The sequence below is a fragment of the Thermus kawarayensis JCM 12314 genome, from assembly GCF_055393575.1.
Genome location: NZ_AP043756.1, coordinates 1,052,447 through 1,070,614, shown reverse-complemented (window position 1 = coordinate 1,070,614; position 18,168 = coordinate 1,052,447). Strand labels below are relative to the sequence as shown.

Annotated in this window: 23 protein-coding genes; 9 read left to right on the top strand and 14 right to left on the bottom strand. The window is 68.1% G+C overall.

Going from position 1 to position 18,168, the window contains the following annotated elements; genetic code table 11:
• Window positions 1-22 precede the first annotated feature (22 nt).
• Both ACZ5RK_RS06145 and ACZ5RK_RS06140 read right to left on the bottom strand, forming a co-directional pair.
• Window positions 23-526 (bottom strand): DsrE family protein, encoded by a 504-nt coding sequence (locus ACZ5RK_RS06145; RefSeq protein ID WP_054647588.1) that lies wholly within the window; start codon window positions 524-526, stop codon window positions 23-25.
• A gap of 89 nt (window positions 527-615) precedes the next feature.
• Window positions 616-843 carry a hypothetical protein gene (locus ACZ5RK_RS06140; RefSeq protein WP_464908448.1) on the bottom strand — a complete coding sequence of 76 codons (228 nt, stop codon included), beginning with the start codon at window positions 841-843 and terminating at the stop codon, window positions 616-618.
• Between the two features lie 20 nt (window positions 844-863).
• Between ACZ5RK_RS06140 and recO the strand changes: the two genes are divergently transcribed.
• The gene (recO, locus tag ACZ5RK_RS06135) at window positions 864-1,529 is read left to right on the top strand and encodes a DNA repair protein RecO (protein WP_464908447.1); all 666 of its coding nucleotides are present in this window, start codon (window positions 864-866) and stop codon (window positions 1,527-1,529) included.
• On the opposite strand, the gene greA is transcribed toward recO, so the two are convergent.
• Genes greA through ACZ5RK_RS06120 form a run of 3 tightly spaced genes read right to left on the bottom strand, consistent with a single transcriptional unit; the run spans window position 1,516 to window position 4,636 of the window.
• On the bottom strand, window positions 1,516-1,986 hold the full coding sequence (gene greA, locus ACZ5RK_RS06130) for a transcription elongation factor GreA (protein WP_054647781.1): 471 nt from the start codon (window positions 1,984-1,986) through the stop codon (window positions 1,516-1,518). The two genes, recO and greA, sit on opposite strands and share 14 nt — an antisense overlap.
• A 56-nt stretch (window positions 1,987-2,042) precedes the next feature.
• Window positions 2,043-2,789, bottom strand: coding sequence for an aminotransferase class IV (locus ACZ5RK_RS06125; protein WP_464908446.1), 747 nt, complete (start codon window positions 2,787-2,789; stop codon window positions 2,043-2,045).
• Window positions 2,786-4,636 (bottom strand): chorismate-binding protein, encoded by a 1,851-nt coding sequence (locus ACZ5RK_RS06120; RefSeq protein WP_464908445.1) that lies wholly within the window; start codon window positions 4,634-4,636, stop codon window positions 2,786-2,788. The genes ACZ5RK_RS06125 and ACZ5RK_RS06120 overlap by 4 nt, the downstream gene beginning before the upstream one ends.
• Window positions 4,637-4,803: 167 nt before the next feature.
• Here ACZ5RK_RS06120 and leuC point away from each other — a divergent pair, with 167 nt between their 5' ends.
• Genes leuC through ilvD form a run of 7 tightly spaced genes read left to right on the top strand, consistent with a single transcriptional unit; the run spans window position 4,804 to window position 11,326 of the window.
• Window positions 4,804-6,216 carry a 3-isopropylmalate dehydratase large subunit gene (gene leuC, locus ACZ5RK_RS06115; RefSeq protein ID WP_464908444.1) on the top strand — a complete coding sequence of 471 codons (1,413 nt, stop codon included), beginning with the start codon at window positions 4,804-4,806 and terminating at the stop codon, window positions 6,214-6,216.
• A 2-nt stretch (window positions 6,217-6,218) separates the two neighbouring features.
• Entirely contained in the window at window positions 6,219-6,824 is a 606-nt protein-coding gene (leuD, locus tag ACZ5RK_RS06110; protein WP_054647393.1) for a 3-isopropylmalate dehydratase small subunit, read from the top strand.
• The gene (leuB, locus tag ACZ5RK_RS06105; protein ID WP_464908443.1) at window positions 6,821-7,858 is read left to right on the top strand and encodes a 3-isopropylmalate dehydrogenase; all 1,038 of its coding nucleotides are present in this window, start codon (window positions 6,821-6,823) and stop codon (window positions 7,856-7,858) included. The genes leuD and leuB overlap by 4 nt, the downstream gene beginning before the upstream one ends.
• Before the next feature lie 9 nt (window positions 7,859-7,867).
• Window positions 7,868-8,401 (top strand): Uma2 family endonuclease, encoded by a 534-nt coding sequence (locus tag ACZ5RK_RS06100; RefSeq protein ID WP_054647392.1) that lies wholly within the window; start codon window positions 7,868-7,870, stop codon window positions 8,399-8,401.
• Window positions 8,398-8,931, top strand: a complete 534-nt coding sequence (locus tag ACZ5RK_RS06095; protein ID WP_054647391.1) for a Uma2 family endonuclease — start codon at window positions 8,398-8,400, stop codon at window positions 8,929-8,931. The genes ACZ5RK_RS06100 and ACZ5RK_RS06095 overlap by 4 nt, the downstream gene beginning before the upstream one ends.
• Entirely contained in the window at window positions 8,928-9,662 is a 735-nt protein-coding gene (locus tag ACZ5RK_RS06090) for an SDR family NAD(P)-dependent oxidoreductase (RefSeq protein WP_464908442.1), read from the top strand. Before ACZ5RK_RS06095 ends, ACZ5RK_RS06090 begins: the two co-directional genes overlap by 4 nt.
• A complete protein-coding gene (gene ilvD, locus ACZ5RK_RS06085) occupies window positions 9,659-11,326 on the top strand; it encodes a dihydroxy-acid dehydratase (protein ID WP_464908441.1) in 1,668 nt (555 codons plus the stop codon). The genes ACZ5RK_RS06090 and ilvD overlap by 4 nt, the downstream gene beginning before the upstream one ends.
• On the opposite strand, the gene ACZ5RK_RS06080 is transcribed toward ilvD, so the two are convergent.
• The 9 genes from ACZ5RK_RS06080 to ACZ5RK_RS06040 are packed head-to-tail and all read right to left on the bottom strand — an operon-like array spanning window position 11,323 to window position 17,941.
• A complete protein-coding gene (locus ACZ5RK_RS06080; protein WP_464908440.1) occupies window positions 11,323-11,700 on the bottom strand; it encodes a c-type cytochrome in 378 nt (125 codons plus the stop codon). The two genes, ilvD and ACZ5RK_RS06080, sit on opposite strands and share 4 nt — an antisense overlap.
• A 35-nt stretch (window positions 11,701-11,735) precedes the next feature.
• Window positions 11,736-12,791 (bottom strand): polyamine ABC transporter substrate-binding protein, encoded by a 1,056-nt coding sequence (locus tag ACZ5RK_RS06075; protein ID WP_464908439.1) that lies wholly within the window; start codon window positions 12,789-12,791, stop codon window positions 11,736-11,738.
• Entirely contained in the window at window positions 12,788-13,567 is a 780-nt protein-coding gene (locus ACZ5RK_RS06070) for an ABC transporter permease (protein WP_054647055.1), read from the bottom strand. The genes ACZ5RK_RS06075 and ACZ5RK_RS06070 overlap by 4 nt, the downstream gene beginning before the upstream one ends.
• The gene (locus ACZ5RK_RS06065) at window positions 13,564-14,424 is read right to left on the bottom strand and encodes an ABC transporter permease (protein ID WP_464908438.1); all 861 of its coding nucleotides are present in this window, start codon (window positions 14,422-14,424) and stop codon (window positions 13,564-13,566) included. The genes ACZ5RK_RS06070 and ACZ5RK_RS06065 overlap by 4 nt, the downstream gene beginning before the upstream one ends.
• On the bottom strand, window positions 14,417-15,487 hold the full coding sequence (locus tag ACZ5RK_RS06060) for an ABC transporter ATP-binding protein (RefSeq protein WP_464908437.1): 1,071 nt from the start codon (window positions 15,485-15,487) through the stop codon (window positions 14,417-14,419). Before ACZ5RK_RS06060 ends, ACZ5RK_RS06065 begins: the two co-directional genes overlap by 8 nt.
• A 28-nt stretch (window positions 15,488-15,515) precedes the next feature.
• The gene (gene rodA, locus ACZ5RK_RS06055) at window positions 15,516-16,595 is read right to left on the bottom strand and encodes a rod shape-determining protein RodA (protein ID WP_464908436.1); all 1,080 of its coding nucleotides are present in this window, start codon (window positions 16,593-16,595) and stop codon (window positions 15,516-15,518) included.
• A gap of 10 nt (window positions 16,596-16,605) precedes the next feature.
• A complete protein-coding gene (gene minE / locus ACZ5RK_RS06050) occupies window positions 16,606-16,827 on the bottom strand; it encodes a cell division topological specificity factor MinE (RefSeq protein ID WP_054647054.1) in 222 nt (73 codons plus the stop codon).
• Window positions 16,827-17,639 (bottom strand): septum site-determining protein MinD, encoded by an 813-nt coding sequence (gene minD / locus ACZ5RK_RS06045; protein WP_464908435.1) that lies wholly within the window; start codon window positions 17,637-17,639, stop codon window positions 16,827-16,829. The genes minE and minD overlap by 1 nt, the downstream gene beginning before the upstream one ends.
• Window positions 17,636-17,941 carry a winged helix-turn-helix transcriptional regulator gene (locus ACZ5RK_RS06040; protein WP_464908434.1) on the bottom strand — a complete coding sequence of 102 codons (306 nt, stop codon included), beginning with the start codon at window positions 17,939-17,941 and terminating at the stop codon, window positions 17,636-17,638. Before ACZ5RK_RS06040 ends, minD begins: the two co-directional genes overlap by 4 nt.
• Window positions 17,942-18,023: 82 nt before the next feature.
• On the opposite strand from ACZ5RK_RS06040, the gene ACZ5RK_RS06035 reads away from it, so the two are divergent.
• Window positions 18,024-18,161 carry a hypothetical protein gene (locus tag ACZ5RK_RS06035; RefSeq protein WP_464908433.1) on the top strand — a complete coding sequence of 46 codons (138 nt, stop codon included), beginning with the start codon at window positions 18,024-18,026 and terminating at the stop codon, window positions 18,159-18,161.
• Window positions 18,162-18,168 lie beyond the last annotated feature (7 nt).

Genomic DNA, 18,168 nt, shown 5'->3' with positions numbered 1-18,168 from the left:
ACCCGCCGAGCCCTCTGCGGACTTAACCCACCTTGATATAGGCGTACCCCTTGGCCTGGAGTTCCCCCAGAGCCCCCACGCCCGAAGGCACCCACTTGAGGAAGTCCTCGGAGCGGAGCTTGTCCTTGGGGATGTTGTTGCGGGCGAAGGTGATCTCACAAAGGTAGTACTCCACTCCCAGCTGGGCCAGCTGGCGCACCCGGGAAAAGAGGGCCTCCCGGTCGTACTGGGCCTGGGCCCAAGGAGTGCCCTCCAGGTCCCTCAAGAAGAACTGAACCCCCGCCCCGTGGGCCACCACCACGATCTTGATCTTGAAGGGGTCGTTGTCGTAGACGGAGAGGTGGTTAGCGATGTTGGTGAGCATCTGGCCGAAGCGGCCCGGGTCCCCGAAGTCCAGATGGTAGACCACAGCGATGGGAGTCTCCTTCTTAAACTCCCTATACTCCACCCGCTCGTTGGCCTGGGCCCTGAGGAACGAGCCCGCCCCTAAGGCCGCACTCAGCTTGAGCAAAAACCTCCTATCCATGTCCTCCTCCCTCCGCAGCTTAGGGAGGAGGATATAGGGCTTAGCCCAATCTTGTCAAGGGTTTACGCCCACCCCTCCGGAGGGCCGCCTCAAGCTTGCCGCTTCTGGAGAAGGTAAAACACCCCATACCCCACGGCGGCGAGGAGCAGAACGGGAATGGCGTACTTCAGGAGGGTGGCGACGAGCCCGGAAAGGCCGAGGAGGACCTTGCCCAAGAAGGTGAAGACCCAGCCCCCCACCCAAAGGAGGAGGAGCACCCCCACCACCACCAAGAGGCCCAAGACCACCCACTCCAAGAGGTCGCGCAACGTTCCCATGTCTAAAGCATACTAGAAAGGTGGAGCGCTACCGCCTGGAAGAGGGCATCGTGGTGGGCCGCAAGGCCCTCCCCCAAGGGGACCTCCTCCTCCGCTTCCTCACCCCCAAGGGGAGCCTCGAGGCCCTCGCCAGGAAGGGGCAAAGGCCCACAGGGCGCGCGGGCAGGCTCTCCCTCTTCCACCACGTGCGCTTCCAGCTCTACGCCAAGGGGGAAGGCCTCCCCACCCTGATCCAGGCGGAACTGGTGGGCCGCCTCCACGGCCTGGAGGAGCCCCGCCGCTTCCTCCTCGCCTCCTTTCTCGCCGAGCTGGCCTACCGCCTGGCCTCCCCCGAGGCCGCCCCTCGGATCTACCCCGTCTTCGTCTCCGGCCTCCGGGGCATCGCCAAGCACCCAAACCCCCTCCTCCCCCTGGTCTGGGCGGGCTGGCGGGTGGTGAAGGCGGGGGGGCTGGCCCCCAACCTCCTGGGGCCGGGCCTCTTCCTCTCCCAAGGCCGCCTGGGGGAGGAAGGGGTTTACCTGGGGGAAAAGGGGGTGGAGGCCCTGCGCGCCGTCCTCCACCTCCCCGGGGGAGAGGCCCTGCCTTACCTGGAAGAAGCCCCCCTGGAAAGGCTTTTGCAAGCCTTGAAGGCCCACGCCCGGGAGGCCCTGGGGCCTCTCTCCTCGGCGGAGGTTATAGGGGCTTGATCTCCAGGATGGTGTAGACCTGGGCTCCCTTTTTGCCCTTGATCTCCACCACGTCCCCCACCTTCCTGCCCAGGAGGGCCTGGCCCAGGGGGGATTCGTCGGAGATCTTCCCGCTGAAGATGTCGGCCTCGTGGCTGCCCACGATGGCCAAGGAAAGCCTCTCCCCCGACTCGGTCTCCAGCTCCACCTGGCAGCCTAGGGCCACCTGGTCGTAGGAGCCGTTGCCCTCCACCACCACCGCCCGGGAGAGGAGGTCCTCCAGCTGGGCGATGCGGGCCTCGTTCTGCCACATGGCCCGCCGGGCCTCGTCGTAGCCGGCGTTCTCCCGGAGGTCGCCCTCCTCCAGGGCCTGCTCAAAGTCGGCGGAGATTTCCTGCCGCTTGGTGGTCTTGAGGTGGTGGAGCTCCTCCTGAAGGCGCCGGTAGCCTTCTGGGGTCAAGTAGACGGGCTTTTTCATGCCTCCTCCTGCGTAAAAGGGGACACCAGCCCAAAGGCCTTGGGCTGGCGGTACCGCTATTCAGTATAGCAGGCGGGGAGGAAGCGCTCTATGAGGGGGAGGAGCTCCCGGGAAGGCTTTCCCACGGGAAGGAGGCCCACCCCGCTTCCCGCAAGGAGCAGGGTGCCCTCCAGGGCCCTCGGCCCAAGGAAGACCCGCTCCACCCGGAAGCCCATGGCCAGGGCGGCCTCCGCCACCTTCTCCCGGGTGAGGCCTTCTAGGCCCCCCTCCAAAAGGTACAGGGTGCCCTCCCGGAAGAGGAGGGGGCTGGTGCGGCTCCCGTCCACCACGTGCCCCGAAGCGTCCAGGAGAAGCCCCTCAAAGGCCCCCGCCTTCCGGGCCTCCTCCAAGGCCAGGCGGTAGGGGAGGTAGTTCCCGGTCTTGTAGCGGGCGAGGTCGGGGTGGACGCGGAAGGAGGTGAGCCTGACCCGCACCCCCTCCCGGTAAAGGGAGAGGGGCAAGGGGGTGTAGGATCTGGCCTCGGCGAGCCGTACCCCCTCCCCCACGGTGAGGCGGAGGCGGAGGCAGGGCGCCTGGGGGAAGGCGGCGAGGAGGGCCTTCACGTCCCGGGCGAAGGCCTCGTCCCCAGGGTAGGGAAGCCCCAGGGCCAGGGCGTGGCGGCGGAGGCGGCGAAGGTGCGCCTCCAGCCAAAGGGGTTTCCCCCTCTCCACCCGCAGGGTGGTGAAGACGCTGGCCCCGTGGTAGAGGAACCCCTCGGGCAGGGGCTCGGCGAAGGGAAGGCCGTCGCGCAAGACCCGCTTCATCCCATCTCCAGGAAGTTGGCCAGAAGGCGCATCCCCCAGGGGGAAAGGAGGCTTTCCGGGTGGAACTGCACCCCAAAGGCCCGCCTCCCGTCCCAAAGGGCCATGGGCACGCCGCCTTCCGTCCAGGCGAGAAGCCGCACCTCCGGGGGAAGACGCCTTAGGGCCAGGGAGTGGTAGCGGGCGAAGGGGGCCGGGCTGGGGATCCCGGCGAAGAGAGCCTCCCCGGTGTGGAAAATGGCGTGCCCCTCCCCGTGGACCGGGTCCTCCCGGTAGAGCTCCGCCCCCAGAACCACCCCCAGGGCCTGGTGGCCCAGGCAGACCCCCAGGAAGGGAAGCCCCTCCCCCAGGGCCCTTTCCGTCCACTCCAGCACCCGCCCGGCGGTGAAGGGGTCCTTGGGCCCAGGCCCCACCACCAGGTGGGTGAAGCCGGAAAAGCGGGGGGCCTCCTCCTGGTCCACCACCTCCACCTCCGCCCCCAGGCTTTTCAGGTAGTCCACCAGGTTGTAGCTGAAGGAGTCCCGGTTCTCCAGGAATAAGACCCGCGCCCTCCGGCGCAAGGGGGGAGGGGGAGGGTTCCAGGAGGTCCGCCTTTTGGGCGGGGCGGGGGGTTGGCCGGGCCTCCCCCTTTCCAAGGCCAGGAGGAGGCTCTGCGCCTTGTGGAGGGTTTCCTCGTACTCCCGCCTTGGGTCCGAGGCCATGACCACACCCGCCCCGGCGGAGAAGAGCACCTCCTCCCCCACCTTCTGGAAGGAGCGGATGAGGAGGTTGAAGTCCGCCCCCCTCCCCGAGACGTACCCCAGGCTTCCCGTGTAGGCCCCACGGGGGACGGGCTCGAGGTCCCGGATGGCCTCCATGGCCGTTCCCTTGGGGGCCCCAGTGATGGTCCCCCCGGGGAAGAGGGCGGCGAAGGCCTTCCCCAGGGGAACTTTAGCGTAGGCCTCCACCTCGGAAACCAGGTGCATCACGTGGGCGTAGCGCTCCACCGTGTAAAGCTCCCGCACCCGCACGCTGCCGGGCCTGGCCACCCGGGCCAGGTCGTTGCGCACCAGGTCCACCAGCATGGCGTGCTCGGCCCGCTCCTTGGGGGAGGAGAGGAGCTCCCCCTCCAGGAGGAGGTCCTCCTCCGGGGTTCCCCCCCTCGGCCTGGTGCCGGCGATGGGCCGGGCCAGGAGCCTACTCCCCACCTTCTTTAAGAGGCGCTCGGGGCTTCCCGAGACCACCGCCCACCCCTCCCCCTCCAAGAGCCCCATGAAGGGGGAAGGGTTTAGGGCGCGAATCCGGGCGTAAAGGGCCAGGGGGTCCACCGCCCCCAGGAGGCGGAAGCGGTGGGAGAGGTTCACCTGGTAGACCACCCCGGCCCGGATCCGCTCCCGCACCTCCTCCACGCCCCCGAGGAAGGCCTCCTGGGGGAAGTCGGAAACCAGGGGGTGAGGGGGCAAGGGAGGAAGAGGGTAGGGCTTAGGCCGCAAAGGAAAGGAGGGCCTTTCCACGAGCCTCCCCGAGAGGAGGGCGAAGCCCTCGGGGTAGTAGCAGAAGGCCGCCTCGGGGAGGCCGGGAAGGGGCTCCCTTGTGGGAAGGCCCAGGTGGCGGGCGAACTCGTAGGCGAAAAACCCCATCCAGGCGGGGAAGAAGCCCCTGCCCAGGCCCTTTTCCAGGTAGGAGAAGACCTCCAAGGCCTCCCCCACCCGCCTTCCGTCCAGGTAAAGCCTGCCCTCCAGGACCTCGAGGCGGTGCCTGGGCCCGAGGCCCAGAAGGGAAAGCCGGGAAAAGGGGGTCCCTGGTCCCAAGGACTCCAGGAGGGCGGGTTTTAGCCCCAGGGCCCGGGCCGCGTGGTAAAGGCCAAGCACGTTAGCAGTATAGGGGCCTTGACCGAAAGGGCGCTTCCCCTTAGGCTAAGGTCCAATGCGGCGGAGCGCCCTACTACGCCTAAGCCGGGCAGGCCCGGTTTAGGGAAAGGCTTTGCCGCCTACCCCCGGGCCCCAAACCCGGGGGGTTTTTCACAGGGAGGGAGAGAATGGGAAAGACGCTCTACGAGAAGGTCTGGGAAGCCCACGAGGTGAGGAGGCTCCGAAACGGGCAAAGCCAGCTCTTCATCGACCTCCACCTTCTCCACGAGGTCACCAGCCCCCAGGCCTTCGGGATGCTCAGGGACCTGGGCCTCAAGGTACGGTTTCCCCACCGCACCTTCGCCACCGTGGACCACATCGTCCCCACCCACGACCGCACCGAGCCCTTCCAGGACCCCCTGGCCCAGAGCATGCTGGAGGCCCTCAGGGAGAACACCAAGGAGCACGGCATCGCCTTCTTTGACCTGGGAAGCGGGGACCAGGGCATCGTCCACGTCATCGGGCCCCAGCTTGGCCTCACCCAGCCCGGCATGACCATCGCCTGCGGCGACTCCCACACCTCCACCCACGGGGCCTTCGGGGCGGTGGCCTTCGGCATCGGCACCAGCCAGGTGCGGGATGTCCTCGCCACCCAGACCCTGGCCGCCCAGAGGCTCAAGGTGCGGCGGATCAACGTGGAAGGAAGCCTCGCCCCCGGGGTCTACGCCAAGGACGTGATCCTGCACATCATCCGCCACCTGGGGGTCAAGGGGGGCCTGGGCTACGCCTACGAATACGGGGGAAGCGCCGTGGAGGCCATGGACATGGAAAGCCGCATGACCCTCTGCAACATGTCCATTGAGGGGGGAGCCCGCATCGGCTACGTGAACCCCGACGAGACCACCTTCCGATACCTCGAGGGCCGCCCCTACGCCCCCAAGGGGCCCGAGTGGGAGGAGGCCAAGAGGAGGTGGCTCGCCTTCCGCTCCGACCCCGACGCTCGTTACGACAACGTGGTCACCTTCCGGGCCGAGGAGATCGCCCCCACGGTGACCTGGGGCATCACCCCGGGCCAGGCCATCCCCATTGACGGGAGGATCCCCCTCCTGGAGGAGCTCCCGCCCGAGGAGCGCCCCGTGGCCGAGGAGGCCCTGGCCTACATGGGCTTCAGGCCGGGCCAGGCCATCAAGGGGGTGCCCATCCAGGTGGCCTTCATCGGTAGCTGCACCAACGCCAGGCTCTCCGACCTCCGGGAGGTGGCCCGCCACCTCAAGGGGCACAAGGTGAAAAAGGGGGTGCGGGCCCTGGTGGTGCCGGGCTCGGAGTGGGTGGCGAGGAAGGCCGAGGAGGAGGGGATCGCCGAAGTCTTCCGCGAGGCGGGGTTTGAGTGGCGGATGCCCGGCTGCTCCATGTGCCTGGCCATGAACCCGGACCGCCTGGAAGGGGACGAGCTCGCCGCCAGTAGCTCCAACCGCAACTACAAGGGGCGCATGGGAAGCCCCAGGGGCCGCACCGTCCTCATGAGCCCCCTCATGGTGGCGGCGGTGGCGGTGGCGGGGGAGATCGCCGACGCCCGGGAAGTCTTCGGAATCGGGAGGTAACCATGCTGGAAAAGTTCACCGTGATCCGCGGAAGGGCCGTGCCCTTGAGGGGCGAGGACATCGACACCGACCGGATCATCCCCGCCCGCTTCATGAAGGCCCTCACCTTTGAGGGCCTGGGCCAGTACCTCTTCTACGACGAGCGCTTTGACGAGCGGGGAAACCCCAAGCCCCACCCCTTGAACGACCCCCGCTACCGGGGGGCCACCATCCTTCTGGTGGAGTCGGGCTTCGGCTCCGGCTCTAGCCGCGAGCACGCCCCTCAGGCCATCAAGCGGGCGGGCTTCAGGGCCATCATCGGGGAGAGCTTCGCCGAGATCTTCTTCGGGAACGCCACCGCCATCGGCCTCCCCTGCGTAAGCCTGGCCCCCGAGGACCTGGCTCTCCTCTATAAGAGGGTGGAGGAGAACCCGGAACTGGAGGTGGAGATAGACCTGGTGCAGAAGGAGGTGCGCTTCGGGGACCGCACCGCCCCCCTTGCCATCCGGGAGGAGGCCCGGGAAGCCCTGGTGGAGGGGCTTTGGGACCCCATCGGGGAGCTCCTGGAGGCCGGGGCGCTCCTGGAGGAGTTTGACCGGAGGCTCCCCTACCCCAGGAGGGCGGAATGAAGGTGGCGGTCCTGCCCGGGGACGGGATCGGCCCCGAGGTCACCGAGGCCGCCCTGAAGGTCCTCAAGGCCCTGGACGAGGCCGAGGGCCTGGGCCTCGCCTACGAGGTCCTCCCCTTCGGCGGGGCGGCCATTGACCGGTTCGGGGAGCCCTTCCCCGAGCCCACCCGCAAGGGGGTGGAGGCGGCGGAGGCGGTGCTTTTGGGCAGCGTGGGGGGGCCCAAGTGGGACCCCCTCCCCCGCAGGATCCGCCCGGAGACGGGTCTCCTCGCCCTAAGGAAAAGCCAGGACCTCTTCGCCAACCTCCGCCCCGCCAGGGTCTTCCCCGGGCTGGAAAGGCTTTCCCCGCTGAAGGAGGAGATCGCCCGGGGGGTGGACCTCCTCATCGTGCGGGAGCTCACCGGGGGGATCTACTTCGGGGAGCCCCGGGGGATGTCGGAGGCCGAGGCCTGGAACACGGAGCGCTACAGCAAGCCCGAGGTGGAACGGGTGGCCAAGGTGGCCTTTGAGGCGGCGAGGAAGCGCAGGAAGCGCGTGGTGAGCGTGGACAAGGCGAACGTCCTCGAGGTGGGGGAGTTCTGGCGCAAGACCGTGGAGGAGGTGGGGCGGGCCTACCCCGACATCGCCCTGGAGCACCAGTACGTGGACGCCATGGCCATGCACCTGGTGCGAAGCCCGGCCCGCTTTGACGTGGTGGTCACCGGGAACATCTTCGGGGACATCCTCTCGGACCTGGCCAGCGTCCTCCCGGGCTCCCTGGGCCTCCTCCCCTCCGCCTCCCTGGGAAGGGGGACCCCGGTCTTTGAGCCCGTGCACGGCTCCGCCCCCGACATCGCCGGCAAGGGGATCGCCAACCCCACGGCGGCCATCCTCTCCGCGGCCATGATGCTGGAGCACGCCTTCGGCCTGGTGGCCCTGGCCCGCAAGGTGGAGGACGCCGTGGCCAAGGCCCTCCTGGAAACCCCGCCCCCGGACCTGGGGGGCAGTGCGGGGACGGAGGCCTTCACGCGGGAGGTCCTCCGCCACCTGGCCTAAGATGGGGGTATGATCCGGCACCGCTTCAGCGCCGAGGACTTCCACCGCATGGCCGAGGCGGGGATCCTGGGGGAGGACGACCGGGTGGAGCTCATCCGGGGGGAGGTGGTGGAGCTGAGCCCTATCGGCAAGCGGCACGCTTACGTCCTCAACGCTCTGGTGGACCTCTTGGCCCCTCTACGGGGAAAGGCCTTGCTTTCGGTGCAAAACCCCCTCCTGCTTTCCCCGGACACCGAGGTTTATCCGGACCTCGCCCTCCTCCAGCCCCCGCGAACCCGGTACCGGGACCGCCTGCCCGAGGCCAAGGACGCCCTCCTGATAGTGGAGGTGGCCGAGACCAGCCTGGACCACGACCTAAAGGTGAAGCTCCCCCTCTACGCCCAAGCCGGGATACCCGAGGTCCTTGTGGTGGACCTGGTGCGGGAGAGGGTGCACGTCTTCCGCAAGCCCCAAGGGGAAGGGTACGGGGAGGCCCAAGCCCTCGAGGACGGGGAGCTTTCGGTCCTGGGCCTTAAGGTGCCGGTCAAGGAGGTCCTGCCGTGACCCGCCACAAGGTCTCCCTGGAGGAGTTCCACCGCATGGTGGAGGCTGGGGTCTTCCCGGAGGACCTGAGGCTGGAGCTCGTGGAAGGAGAGCTCGTAGAAATGAGCCCCATTGGGAAACGCCATGCCGCCAAGGTGGCCAGGCTCACCGCCCTCTTCGGCCCCCTTGTGCCCCATCAGGCCATCCTCTTCGTGCAAAGCCCCCTGGTGGTGGGGGAGTCGGAGCTTTACCCCGACCTCGCCCTCCTTAAGCCCCGGCCCGACTTCTATGAGGAGGAGCTGCCCCAGGGGGGGGACGCCCTCCTGGTGGTGGAGGTAGCCGACACCTCCCTCCGCTACGACCTCCAGGTGAAGCTCCCCCTCTACGCTCAAGCCGGGGTGCCCGAGGTCTTTGTGGTGGACCTCCTGGGCCAGAAGGTCCTGGTCCACCGCCATCCCGAGGGGGAGGGTTACCGGGAGGTGGAGGCCCTGGGACCGGGGAGGAGGCTCTCCTTCCTGAACGTGGAAATCCCTCTGGAGGAGCTTCTATGAGAAAGACCCTGATCCTCACGGGAGCGAGCCGGGGCATCGGGAGGGCCCTGGCCCTGGAGCTCGCCAGGGCGGGCTTTGACCTGGTGCTGAACGCCCGCTCGGAAGGCCCCTTGAAGGGGGTGGCGGAGGAGGTGCGCGCCCTGGGAGCGAGGGCCGAGTGGGTGGCGGGCAGCGCCGGGAAGGCCGAGGTGGCCCGGGCCCTGGTGGAGCGGGCCGAGGCCCTGGGAAACTTGGCGGGCTACATCCACAACGCCGGGGTCCTCCACCCCGGGCCTCTCCTCTTTGAGCTCGCCGAGGACCTCTTCATGGAGGTCCTCGAGGCCAACCTCCTCGCCGGCTACCAGCTGGCCCGCTTCGCCTACCCCGTCCTCCGGCGCAAAGGGGAGGGCCTCGCGGTGTACGTGGGCTCGGGGGCAGCGGAGAGCAACCTCCCGGGCATCGGGGCCTACGCCGTGGCCAAGGCGGCGGAGGAGCACTTGGCCAGGCAGCTTGCCGCCGAGGCGCCGGAGGTCGCCTGCTTCGTCTTCCGCCCCGGCGTGGTGGAGACGGAGATGCAGCGCCAGGCCCGGGAGGCCCAGGGGAGCGCCGCGGGCGTGCTCCACCAGATCTTTAGGGGCTACAAGGAGGAGGGGCTCCTCCTCGCGCCGGAAGAGGCCGCGAGGGCCCTGGTGCGGCTTCTCCCCAGGGCCAGGAGCTTCCACGGGAAGATCGCCACTTGGAGGGACGCATGAGGTCGGACCGCATCAAGAAAGGACTGCAGCAGGCCCCTGCCCGTAGCATGCTGCGGGCGGTGGGGGTGGGGGACGAGGACTTCGGGAGGCCCTTCGTGGGGGTGGTGAACACCTTCACCGACGGGATGCCCTGCAACTTCCACCTGCGCGCCCTGGCCCTTCACCTCAAGGCCGGGCTCAAGGAGGCGGGGCTTTTCCCCTTTGAGTTCGGGGCCCCCGCCATCTCCGACGGCATCAGCATGGGCACCCCGGGCATGCGGGCCAGCCTCGTAAGCCGCGAGGTCATCGCCGACAGCGTGGAGCTCATCGCCCAGGGCTACCTCTACGACGGCATGGTGGCCCTCTCCGCCTGCGACAAGACCATCCCCGGGGGGGCCATGGGGGTGATGAGGAGCGGCGTCCCCGGCATGGTCCTCTACGGGGGGACCATCGCCCCCGGGGAGTGGAGGGGCCGGAAGCTCACCATCGTGGAGGTCTTTGAGGCCGTGGGGCAGAGGGCGGCGGGAAAGATCTCCGAGGAGGAGCTCTTGGAGATAGAAAAAAGGGCCATCCCCGGCCCCGGGGCCTGCGGGGGGCAGTACACCGCCAACACCATGGCCATGGCCCTCGAGGCCTTGGGCCTCTCCCCCGTGGGCTACAACGCCATCCCCGCCGTCCACCCCGAGAAGGAACGGGCCACCCGGGAGGCGGGAAGGATCCTCGCCCGGGCCATCGCCCACGACTGGAAGCCCAAGGACTTCCTCACCCGGAAAAGCTTCCTCAACGCCATCGCCACCGTGGCCGCCACGGGGGGAAGCACCAACGCCGTCCTCCACCTCCTCGCCATGGCCAAGGAGGCGGGGGTGGACCTCAGCCTGGAGGACTTTGACCGGGTCTCCCGCAAGACCCCGGTGATCGCCGACCTCCGCCCCTGGGGCACCTACACCGCCTGGGAGCTGTATGAAGCCGGGGGGACGGCCCTCGTCTTCAAGCGCCTCCTGGAGGCGGGCCTCCTCTTTGGGGAGGAAAAGACCCTCACCGGCCGCACCCTGGAAGAGGAGGTGGAGGGAGCCTACCGGGAGGCCGAGGGGCAGAAGGTGGTCTTCCCCGTGGAAAAGGCCCTGAAGCCCCACGGGGGGCTCGTGGTCCTCAAGGGGAACCTCGCCCCCAAGGGGGCGGTCTTGAAGCTCGCCGGCACCGAGCGCACCCGCTTTGAGGGGCCGGCCCGGGTCTTTGACTCGGAGGAGGCGGCCATGGAGAAGGTCCTAAAGGGGGAGATTCGCCCCGGGGACGTGGTGGTCATCCGCTACGTGGGGCCCAAGGGCGCCCCCGGCATGCCCGAGATGCTCTCGGTGACGAGCGCCATCGTGGGGGAAGGCCTGGGGCCGGAGGTGGCCCTCCTCACCGACGGCCGCTTCTCCGGAGGCACCCGGGGCCTCATGATCGGCCACATCGCCCCCGAGGCCTTTGTGGGCGGGCCTATCGCCCTTTTGGAAGAGGGCGACCGCATCCGGATTGACGTGGAAAACCGCCTCCTCGAGGTCCTCCTCCCCGGGGAGGAGCTGGAAAAGCGGAAGGCCCGCTGGCAACCGCGCCCCCCGTCCTTCACCCACGGCCTCTTCGCCCGCTACGCCGCCCTGGTGCGCCAGGCGGACGAGGGGGCGGTGCTGGAGGACCCCTTCTAGGGCCTTTGGATCCGGTCCGGGGCCAGGTTCTGGCCCCGTTCTTTCCTTATGTCCTCGGGCTTGAAGGCCTCTCCCTTGGCCTTAAGAAGGGCCTGGAGGTGGTTGAGGAGGGCGGCGAGTTCCTCATCCTTGAGCTGGGCGAAGCCGGGCATGAGGCCCGCCTCCCCCTTCTTCCCGTAAAGGACCACCAGGACCAGGTAGCGCCGCCCCTCCGGGGTGGCGAAAAGGGGAAGGGCTCCCTGGAGGCCGGGATAGGGCTTTACCCCTTGGGCCTTATCCCCGTGGCACTGGGCGCAGGTCCTGGCCCAGAGCCCCTCCACCCCTTGGGCAAGGGCAGAAAGCCCCAAGAAGAGGAGAAGGAGGGCCCGCTTCATGGCCTCAGTATAGGCCCTTTGTGCCCAGGCCCCCTTTAGCGGGCCTTCACCTCGGTCCAGACCCGGTCGTAAAGGGCGATGTCCGGCCCCAGGTCCTTGAGGTACTCCAGCCTCGCCCGCGCCTCCTCCGGCGGGAACACGGTGGGGTCTTGGCGCATCTCCTGGGGAAGGAGGGGGAGGGCCTGGGCCACGGGGGTGGCGTAGCGGGTGTAGGTGGCGAGCTCCGCGGCGTTTTCCGGCTCCAGGAGGAAGTCTATGAAGCGGTAGGCCAGGTCCTGGGCCGGGCCCCGCTTGAGCACCACCATGGCGTCGGTCCAGAGGGTGCCCCCCTCCTTGGCCAGGGTGTAGCGGAGCCTCCCGTCCTCCTGCCTCGCCTGGAGGACGTCCCCGGAGTAGGCGAGGGAAAGGGCCGCGTCCCCCGCCAGGATCCGGTTCAAGGCCTCCACCCCCCCGGCGAAGCCCACGGAGCGCTTCTTTGCGGCGAGGAGGAGCTCCTTGGCCTTCTCCAGAGCCTTGGGGTCGGTGGTGTTCACCGAGTAGCCCAGGTACCTAAGGGCGGCCCCGATGGTCTCCCGCATCTCGTCCAGGAGCAAGAAGGGGCCCACCTGGCGGGCCGGGTCAAAGAACGCCGCGTAGGAGTCCACGGGGCCCGTCACCCGGTCCTCCCGGTAGGCGATGCCCGTGGTGCCCCAGAGGTAGGGCACGGAGTACCGGAGGCCGGGGTCATATGGGGGGTCCAGAAAGAAGGGGTCCAGGTGGGCGAGGTTTTTGAGCCTTCCCCGGTCCAGGGAGGCCAGAAGCCCTTCCCGGGCCATCTGCAGGACGTAGTAGTCGGGGGCCACCACCAAGGAGAACTCCCGGTCCGCCCCCGCCTTCAGCTTGGCCAGCATGGCCTCGGGGGACTCAAAGGTGTCCAGGACCACCTTGGCCCCCGCCTCCCGCTCAAACTTTCTGAGAAGCCCCTCGGGGATGTAGTCCGCCCAGTTGAGGAAGTAAAGGGTGCCTGCGCCCTCGGGGGCCTTGGGGCGAAGCAGGAACCACCCCACCAGGGCCAAGAGAGCGAGGACCAACAAACCACCGATCCGCCTCATACCCTCCTCCGGCTGAGAGCATACCCCAAGGCCAGGAAGAAGGCGCTGAGCCCCACGATGAGGGTGGAGAGGGCGTGGACCTTGGGGTTCACCCCCAGCTTCACGCTGGAGTAGATGTAGAGGGGCAGGGTGGTGGCCCCCGGCCCCGCGGTGAAGAAGGTCACCACGAAGTCGTCCAGGGAGAGGGTGAGGGCGAGAAGGGTCCCCGCCGCCACCCCCGGCCAGGCCAGGGGCAGGGTCACGTGGAGGAAGGTCTGGAAGCCCCTCGCCCCCAGGTCCCGGGCGGCCTCCTCCAGGGCGGGGTCCAGGAGGAGGAGCCTGGAGCGCACCACCAGGGTCACGAAGGCCACCTGGAAGGTGATGTGCCCCAGGATCACCGTGAGGAGGGAGAGCCGGGGAAAGCCCAGAAGCTCCCGGGAAAAGGCGAAGAGGAGGAGCAGGGAAACCCCCATGACCACGTCGGGCACCACCACGGGGATGTAGAGGAGGTAGCGCAATAGGCCCTTCCCGGGGAAGCGGTAGCGCACCAAGCCCAAGGCGAGGAGGGTCCCGAGGACCGTGGAGACCAGGGTGGAAACCGTGGCCACCACCAGGGTGTTCAGGAAGTACTCCAGAACCCTCGGGTCCTGGAAGAGGTCCTGGTACCACTTCAGGGTGAAGCCCGTGAAGTGGACCCCCCGGCGGCTCTCGTTGAAGGAGAGGGCCACGATGACCAGGATAGGCAGGTAAAGGAAGGCGTAGACCAAAAGGGCGTGGAGGGTAAGGAGCCGCCTCATACCAGCTCGTCAAGCCCCCTTTCTCCCTGGAGGCGGGCGTAAAGGTAGAGGGCGAGGAGCACAAACCCCATGAGGAAGAGACTCAAGGCCGCCCCGAAGGCCCAGTCCCGGGTGAGGCCGAACTGCTGCTGGATGAGGTTGCCCATGAGCACCACCCGCCCCGCCCCCAGAAGGTCCGCCACCACGAAGGTGCCCATGGCCGGGATAAAGACGAGGACGCTTCCCGCGAAGAGGCCGGGGTAGGTCTGGGGAAGGACGGCGTGGAAAAAGGCCCTTAAGGGCCTCGCCCCCAGGTCGTAGGCCGCCTCCAGAAGCTGCCAGTCGATCCGTTCCACGCTGGCGTAAACCGGGAGCACGAAAAAGGGCAGAAAGGTGTAGACCGTGGCCAGGAGCACCGCCAGGAAGGAGGGGTAAAGGGCGAAGGGGCCTAGGCCGAAGGCCTGGAGAAGGGCGTTGACCACCCCCTCCCGTTGCAGGAGGACCAGCCAGGCGTAGACCCGGATGAGGAAGTTGGTGAAGAAGGGCAGGAGGAGGAAAAGGAGCAGGAGGTCCCGCCTGGGGTGGCGGGCGATGTAAAAGGCCAGGGGATAGCCCAGCAGGGCGGAGAGGAGGGTGGCCAGCGCCCCCACCCAGAGGCTCTGGGCGAAGGCCTCGAGGTAAGGGGGCTCCAGGAGCCTCAGGTAGTTCCTGAAGGTCAGGGGCCCCTGGAGCTCCCCGTAAGGCCCCCGGCTCATAAAGGAGGCCAGGAGGACCAGGAGGGTGGGAAGGAGGACGAAGAGGAAGAGCCAAAGCCCCCCCGGGCCCACGGTGACCAGCACCCGGAAGAAGCGCTGGAAGGGGGTAGCCGCCTCATTCATGGAGCACCACCAGGTTCTCCGGGGGAAGGTAGCAGAAGACCTCCTCCCCGTACCCGAACTCCTCGGCCCCCGGCTCCTGGAGGTCCTGGTTCAGGGTGTAGGCCAGAAGGCGCACCCCCTCCGCCCGCAGGTAGTACTGGTTCTCCGCTCCGGTGTAGACGATCTCCTCCACCACCGCCCGCACCAGGTTTTCCCGGGCGGGAAGGCCGTTTCCCACCGGGTAGAGGCGGATCTTCTCCGGGCGGATCCCCAAAAGGGCCTCCCCCTCCAGGGGGCCTTGGAGGCGCAGGGGTCCCAAGGGGGTCTCCGCCCCCAGAGGGTGGGGCCTTGCGGGAAGAAAGTTGAAGCGGCCCAGGAACTCGGCCACGAAGCGGTTCTCAGGGCGCTCGTAGACCTCCTCGGGAAGGCCCACCTGCACGATGCGCCCCGCCCGCATGACGGCGATGCGGTCCGACATCACCAGGGCCTCCTCCTGGTCGTGGGTGACGAAGATGAAGGTGGTGCCAAGCCGCCTCTGGAGTTGCATCAGCTCCACGCGTAGCTCCTGGCGAAGCTTGAGGTCCAGGGCGGAAAGGGGCTCGTCCAGGAGGAGCACCTCCGGCTCCAGCACCAAAGCCCGGGCCAGGGCCACCCGCTGCTTCTGCCCCCCGGAAAGCTCTCGGGGGTAGCGCTTCTCCAGGCCCAGAAGGTCCACCAGCTCCAGGACCCAGGCCACCTTCCGCCGCACGGCCTCCTGGGGCAGGCCCTTCATGCGCAGGCCAAAGGCCACGTTGGCCTCCACGGTCATGTGGGGGAAAAGGGCGTAGTTCTGGAACACCGTGTTCACCGGGCGGCGGTAAGGCGGCACCCCAGCCATGTCCCTGCCGCCGATCTCTATGCGGCCAGCGTCCGGGGTCTCAAAGCCCGCGAGGAGCCTGAGGAGGGTGGTCTTGCCGCAGCCCGAGGGCCCCAGGAGGCTGAAAAACTCTCCCCGGTGGACCTCGAGGTCCACCCCGTCCAAGGCCACCACCCCGCCGTAGGCCTTCCGCACCCCCTGAAGGCGCACCAAAACGTCCCCGGCCACGGGGCCCAGTTTATCCAACCCCGGGCCTCTAGGGAACGGCCCGGTCCCGGTGGACCAAGAGCACCAGGCCCAGGGAGAAGAGGGTGGCCATGAGGCTGGACCCCCCGTAGGAGAAGAGGGGCAGGGTCAGGCCGGTCACGGGCATCACCCCTAGGGCCACCCCCAGGTTCACCACCACCTGGAAGCCCAGCATTCCCCCCACCCCGGCGAGGAAGAGCCGGTCGGCCAGGCGAGGGCACTCCAGGGCCAAGGCGAAGAGGCGCAGGAGGAAGAGGGCGTAAAGGCCGAGGAGGGCCACCGCCCCCACGAAACCCCACTCCTCCGCCCAGACGGCGAAGACGAAATCGGTGTGGCGGAAGGGCACAAAGCCCAGCTGGGTCTGGGTGCCCTGGCCGTAGCCCTTGCCCAAAACCCCCCCCGAACCGATGGCGATGGTGGACTGGATCACCTGAAACCCCTGGCCCAAGGGGTCCCGGTAAGGGTCCAAGACGATGAGCACCCGCTCCCGCTGGTAGGGCTTGAGGTTGGGCCAGACCACGGTGGGCACCAGGAGGACCAGGGCCAAGACCCCCACCAGAAGGTGCCTCCAGGGCAACCCCCGGACCCAAAGGACCGCAAAGGCCCCGAAGAGCACCACCAGAGTGCCCCCCAGGTCGGGCTGGAGCAGGAGAAGCGCCACCACGGGCAGGGTGAGGAGGCCGGGAAGGAGGTAGTCCCAAACCCGTAGGACAGGGCGGTTCTCCAAAAGGCGGGCCAGGGCCAGAACCAGCCCCAGCTTGGCCACCTCCAAGGGCTGGAACTGCAAAGGCCCCAGGACAAACCACGCCTTGGCCCCGTTGATCTCCCGGCCCACCAGGAGGACCAGGACCAGAAGGGCCAAGGAGAGGGCGTAGAGGGGGTAGGCCAGGGCGAAGACCGTGCGGCGGGAGAGGAACTGCACCCCCACCGCCAGGACCATCCCCAGGAGAAAGGCCATCCCCTGCCGAGGGAGGAGGCCGGGGTCCGGGGCGGCGCTTCGCAGGTTAAACAGGCCCAAGGCCACAAGGGTCAGGGCCAGGAGGACGAAGCCCCAGTCGTAGGCCAGGAGGTTGGGCCGCCGCAGGATCACCTTGGGCGCCTCACTTGAGGGGGATGTCGGCCACCAGGACCATCTTCTCCCCCCGCTCCTCCAAGGCCACGGAAAGGCCCTCCTCCTGGGCGGGGAAGTAGCGGCGCAGGACCTCCAGGAGGTCCTTCTTGAGGTTTTCCACCAGGCCCGGGGAGAGCTTGGCCCGGTCGTAGGCTAAGACGAGCTTCAAGCGCTCCTTCGCCTTTTCCTTGCTCTTCTTACGCCACCACATCAGCGACCTCCGAAGAGCCTCTTCAACACCCCCAGGAGGCCCTGGGCGTCCAAGTCGGACCCCGGGGCGCGGAAGGGCACCTCCTCCCCCAGGAGGCGCCGGGCGGTGTCCATGAAGGCCTGGGCGGCGGGGCCACTCCCTTTGAGCACCAAGGGCTCCCCCTGGTTGGTGGAGACGAGGACCTGCTCGTCCTCGGGGATGATGCCGATGGGCTTCAGGCCCAGGATCTCCACCACGTCCTCCACGGAGAGCATGTCCCCCCGGGCCACCATCCTGGGCCGCAGGCGGTTGATGACGAGGTAGTTCTCCCGGATCTCCCGGGCTTCCAGAAGGCCGATGATGCGGTCGGCGTCCCGGACGCTAGAGACCTCCGGGTTCACCACCACAAGGGCCCCTTCCGCCGGGGTGGCCGCCGTCTGGAAGCCTTTTTCTATGCCCGCCGGGGAGTCTATGAGCACCCGGTCAAACCCCTCCTCGGCAAGGAGGTGCTGGACGAGGTTTCGGAAACGCTCGGGGTCCAGGGCCTCCTTGTCCTTGGTCTGGGAGGCCGGGAGGAGGTAGAGGTTCTCCACCCGCTTGTCCCGGATGAGGGCCTGGCGGGGCTTGGCCCTGCCCTCCAGGACGTCGATGAGGTCAAAGACCACGCGGCCCTCGAGGCCCATGACCACGTCCAGGTTGCGGAGGCCCACGTCCACGTCTATCACCGCCACCTTCTCCCCCAGCTTGGCCAGGGCCGCCCCCAGGTTGGCGGTGGTGGTGGTCTTGCCCACCCCCCCTTTACCCGAAGTCACCACGATGGCGCGCGCTTTCACCGCTTTACCTCCTGTGCGTCCAATATCGCCTCCAAATCCCGAAAGAACTCCAAGACTCGCTTCCCCTTGGCCGTCAAGGTGTATTCTACCCGAGGGGGCACCTCGGGAAAGGCCCGCCGCTCCACGAAGCCCAGGGTGTGGAACTCCCTGAGCCTCTCCGCCAGGGTACGGGGGGAGAGGAGCAAAACGGCCTGGAGGTCGGAAAAGCGGGAAGGCCCCCGACCCAGGGCGAAGAGGACCTCTGGGGCCCCCCGGCGGGCCATGACCTTGAGCACCTTCCGGGCGTTTTTGGAGAGGGCCATGGGCCAATGCTATCAAAAGGGCTAGAAAGAGGGGAAGTAGGAAGCGTTGCCCCGGAAGGCGGGGTGGTCTATCCTGTGGAGCGTGAAGGGGGAGCCCAAGCCCGACTGGAAGGACTTCCTGGCCCTGGTCCTGGCGGCCTACAGCCTCCTCCTCCCTCCCCTCTTCCTCCTCCTGGGGGTCCTCTTCGCCTTTCTCCTTCTCCTCCGGCTTTTACTGTAAAACTAAG

What these genes read in the sequence shown, in the direction of transcription:
- ACZ5RK_RS06145 (WP_054647588.1), bottom strand. Translation starts at nt 526, where the DNA reads ATGGATAGGAGGTTTTTGCTCAAGCTGAGTGCGGCCTTAGGGGCGGGC.
- ACZ5RK_RS06140 (WP_464908448.1), bottom strand. Translation starts at nt 843, where the DNA reads ATGGGAACGTTGCGCGACCTCTTGGAGTGGGTGGTCTTGGGCCTCTTG.
- greA (WP_054647781.1), bottom strand. Translation starts at nt 1,986, where the DNA reads ATGAAAAAGCCCGTCTACTTGACCCCAGAAGGCTACCGGCGCCTTCAG.
- ACZ5RK_RS06125 (WP_464908446.1), bottom strand. Translation starts at nt 2,789, where the DNA reads ATGAAGCGGGTCTTGCGCGACGGCCTTCCCTTCGCCGAGCCCCTGCCC.
- leuC (WP_464908444.1), top strand. Translation starts at nt 4,804, where the DNA reads ATGGGAAAGACGCTCTACGAGAAGGTCTGGGAAGCCCACGAGGTGAGG.
- leuD (WP_054647393.1), top strand. Translation starts at nt 6,219, where the DNA reads ATGCTGGAAAAGTTCACCGTGATCCGCGGAAGGGCCGTGCCCTTGAGG.
- leuB (WP_464908443.1), top strand. Translation starts at nt 6,821, where the DNA reads ATGAAGGTGGCGGTCCTGCCCGGGGACGGGATCGGCCCCGAGGTCACC.
- ACZ5RK_RS06100 (WP_054647392.1), top strand. Translation starts at nt 7,868, where the DNA reads ATGATCCGGCACCGCTTCAGCGCCGAGGACTTCCACCGCATGGCCGAG.
- ACZ5RK_RS06090 (WP_464908442.1), top strand. Translation starts at nt 8,928, where the DNA reads ATGAGAAAGACCCTGATCCTCACGGGAGCGAGCCGGGGCATCGGGAGG.
- ilvD (WP_464908441.1), top strand. Translation starts at nt 9,659, where the DNA reads ATGAGGTCGGACCGCATCAAGAAAGGACTGCAGCAGGCCCCTGCCCGT.
- ACZ5RK_RS06080 (WP_464908440.1), bottom strand. Translation starts at nt 11,700, where the DNA reads ATGAAGCGGGCCCTCCTTCTCCTCTTCTTGGGGCTTTCTGCCCTTGCC.
- ACZ5RK_RS06075 (WP_464908439.1), bottom strand. Translation starts at nt 12,791, where the DNA reads ATGAGGCGGATCGGTGGTTTGTTGGTCCTCGCTCTCTTGGCCCTGGTG.
- ACZ5RK_RS06070 (WP_054647055.1), bottom strand. Translation starts at nt 13,567, where the DNA reads ATGAGGCGGCTCCTTACCCTCCACGCCCTTTTGGTCTACGCCTTCCTT.
- ACZ5RK_RS06065 (WP_464908438.1), bottom strand. Translation starts at nt 14,424, where the DNA reads ATGAATGAGGCGGCTACCCCCTTCCAGCGCTTCTTCCGGGTGCTGGTC.
- minE (WP_054647054.1), bottom strand. Translation starts at nt 16,827, where the DNA reads ATGTGGTGGCGTAAGAAGAGCAAGGAAAAGGCGAAGGAGCGCTTGAAG.
- ACZ5RK_RS06040 (WP_464908434.1), bottom strand. Translation starts at nt 17,941, where the DNA reads ATGGCCCTCTCCAAAAACGCCCGGAAGGTGCTCAAGGTCATGGCCCGC.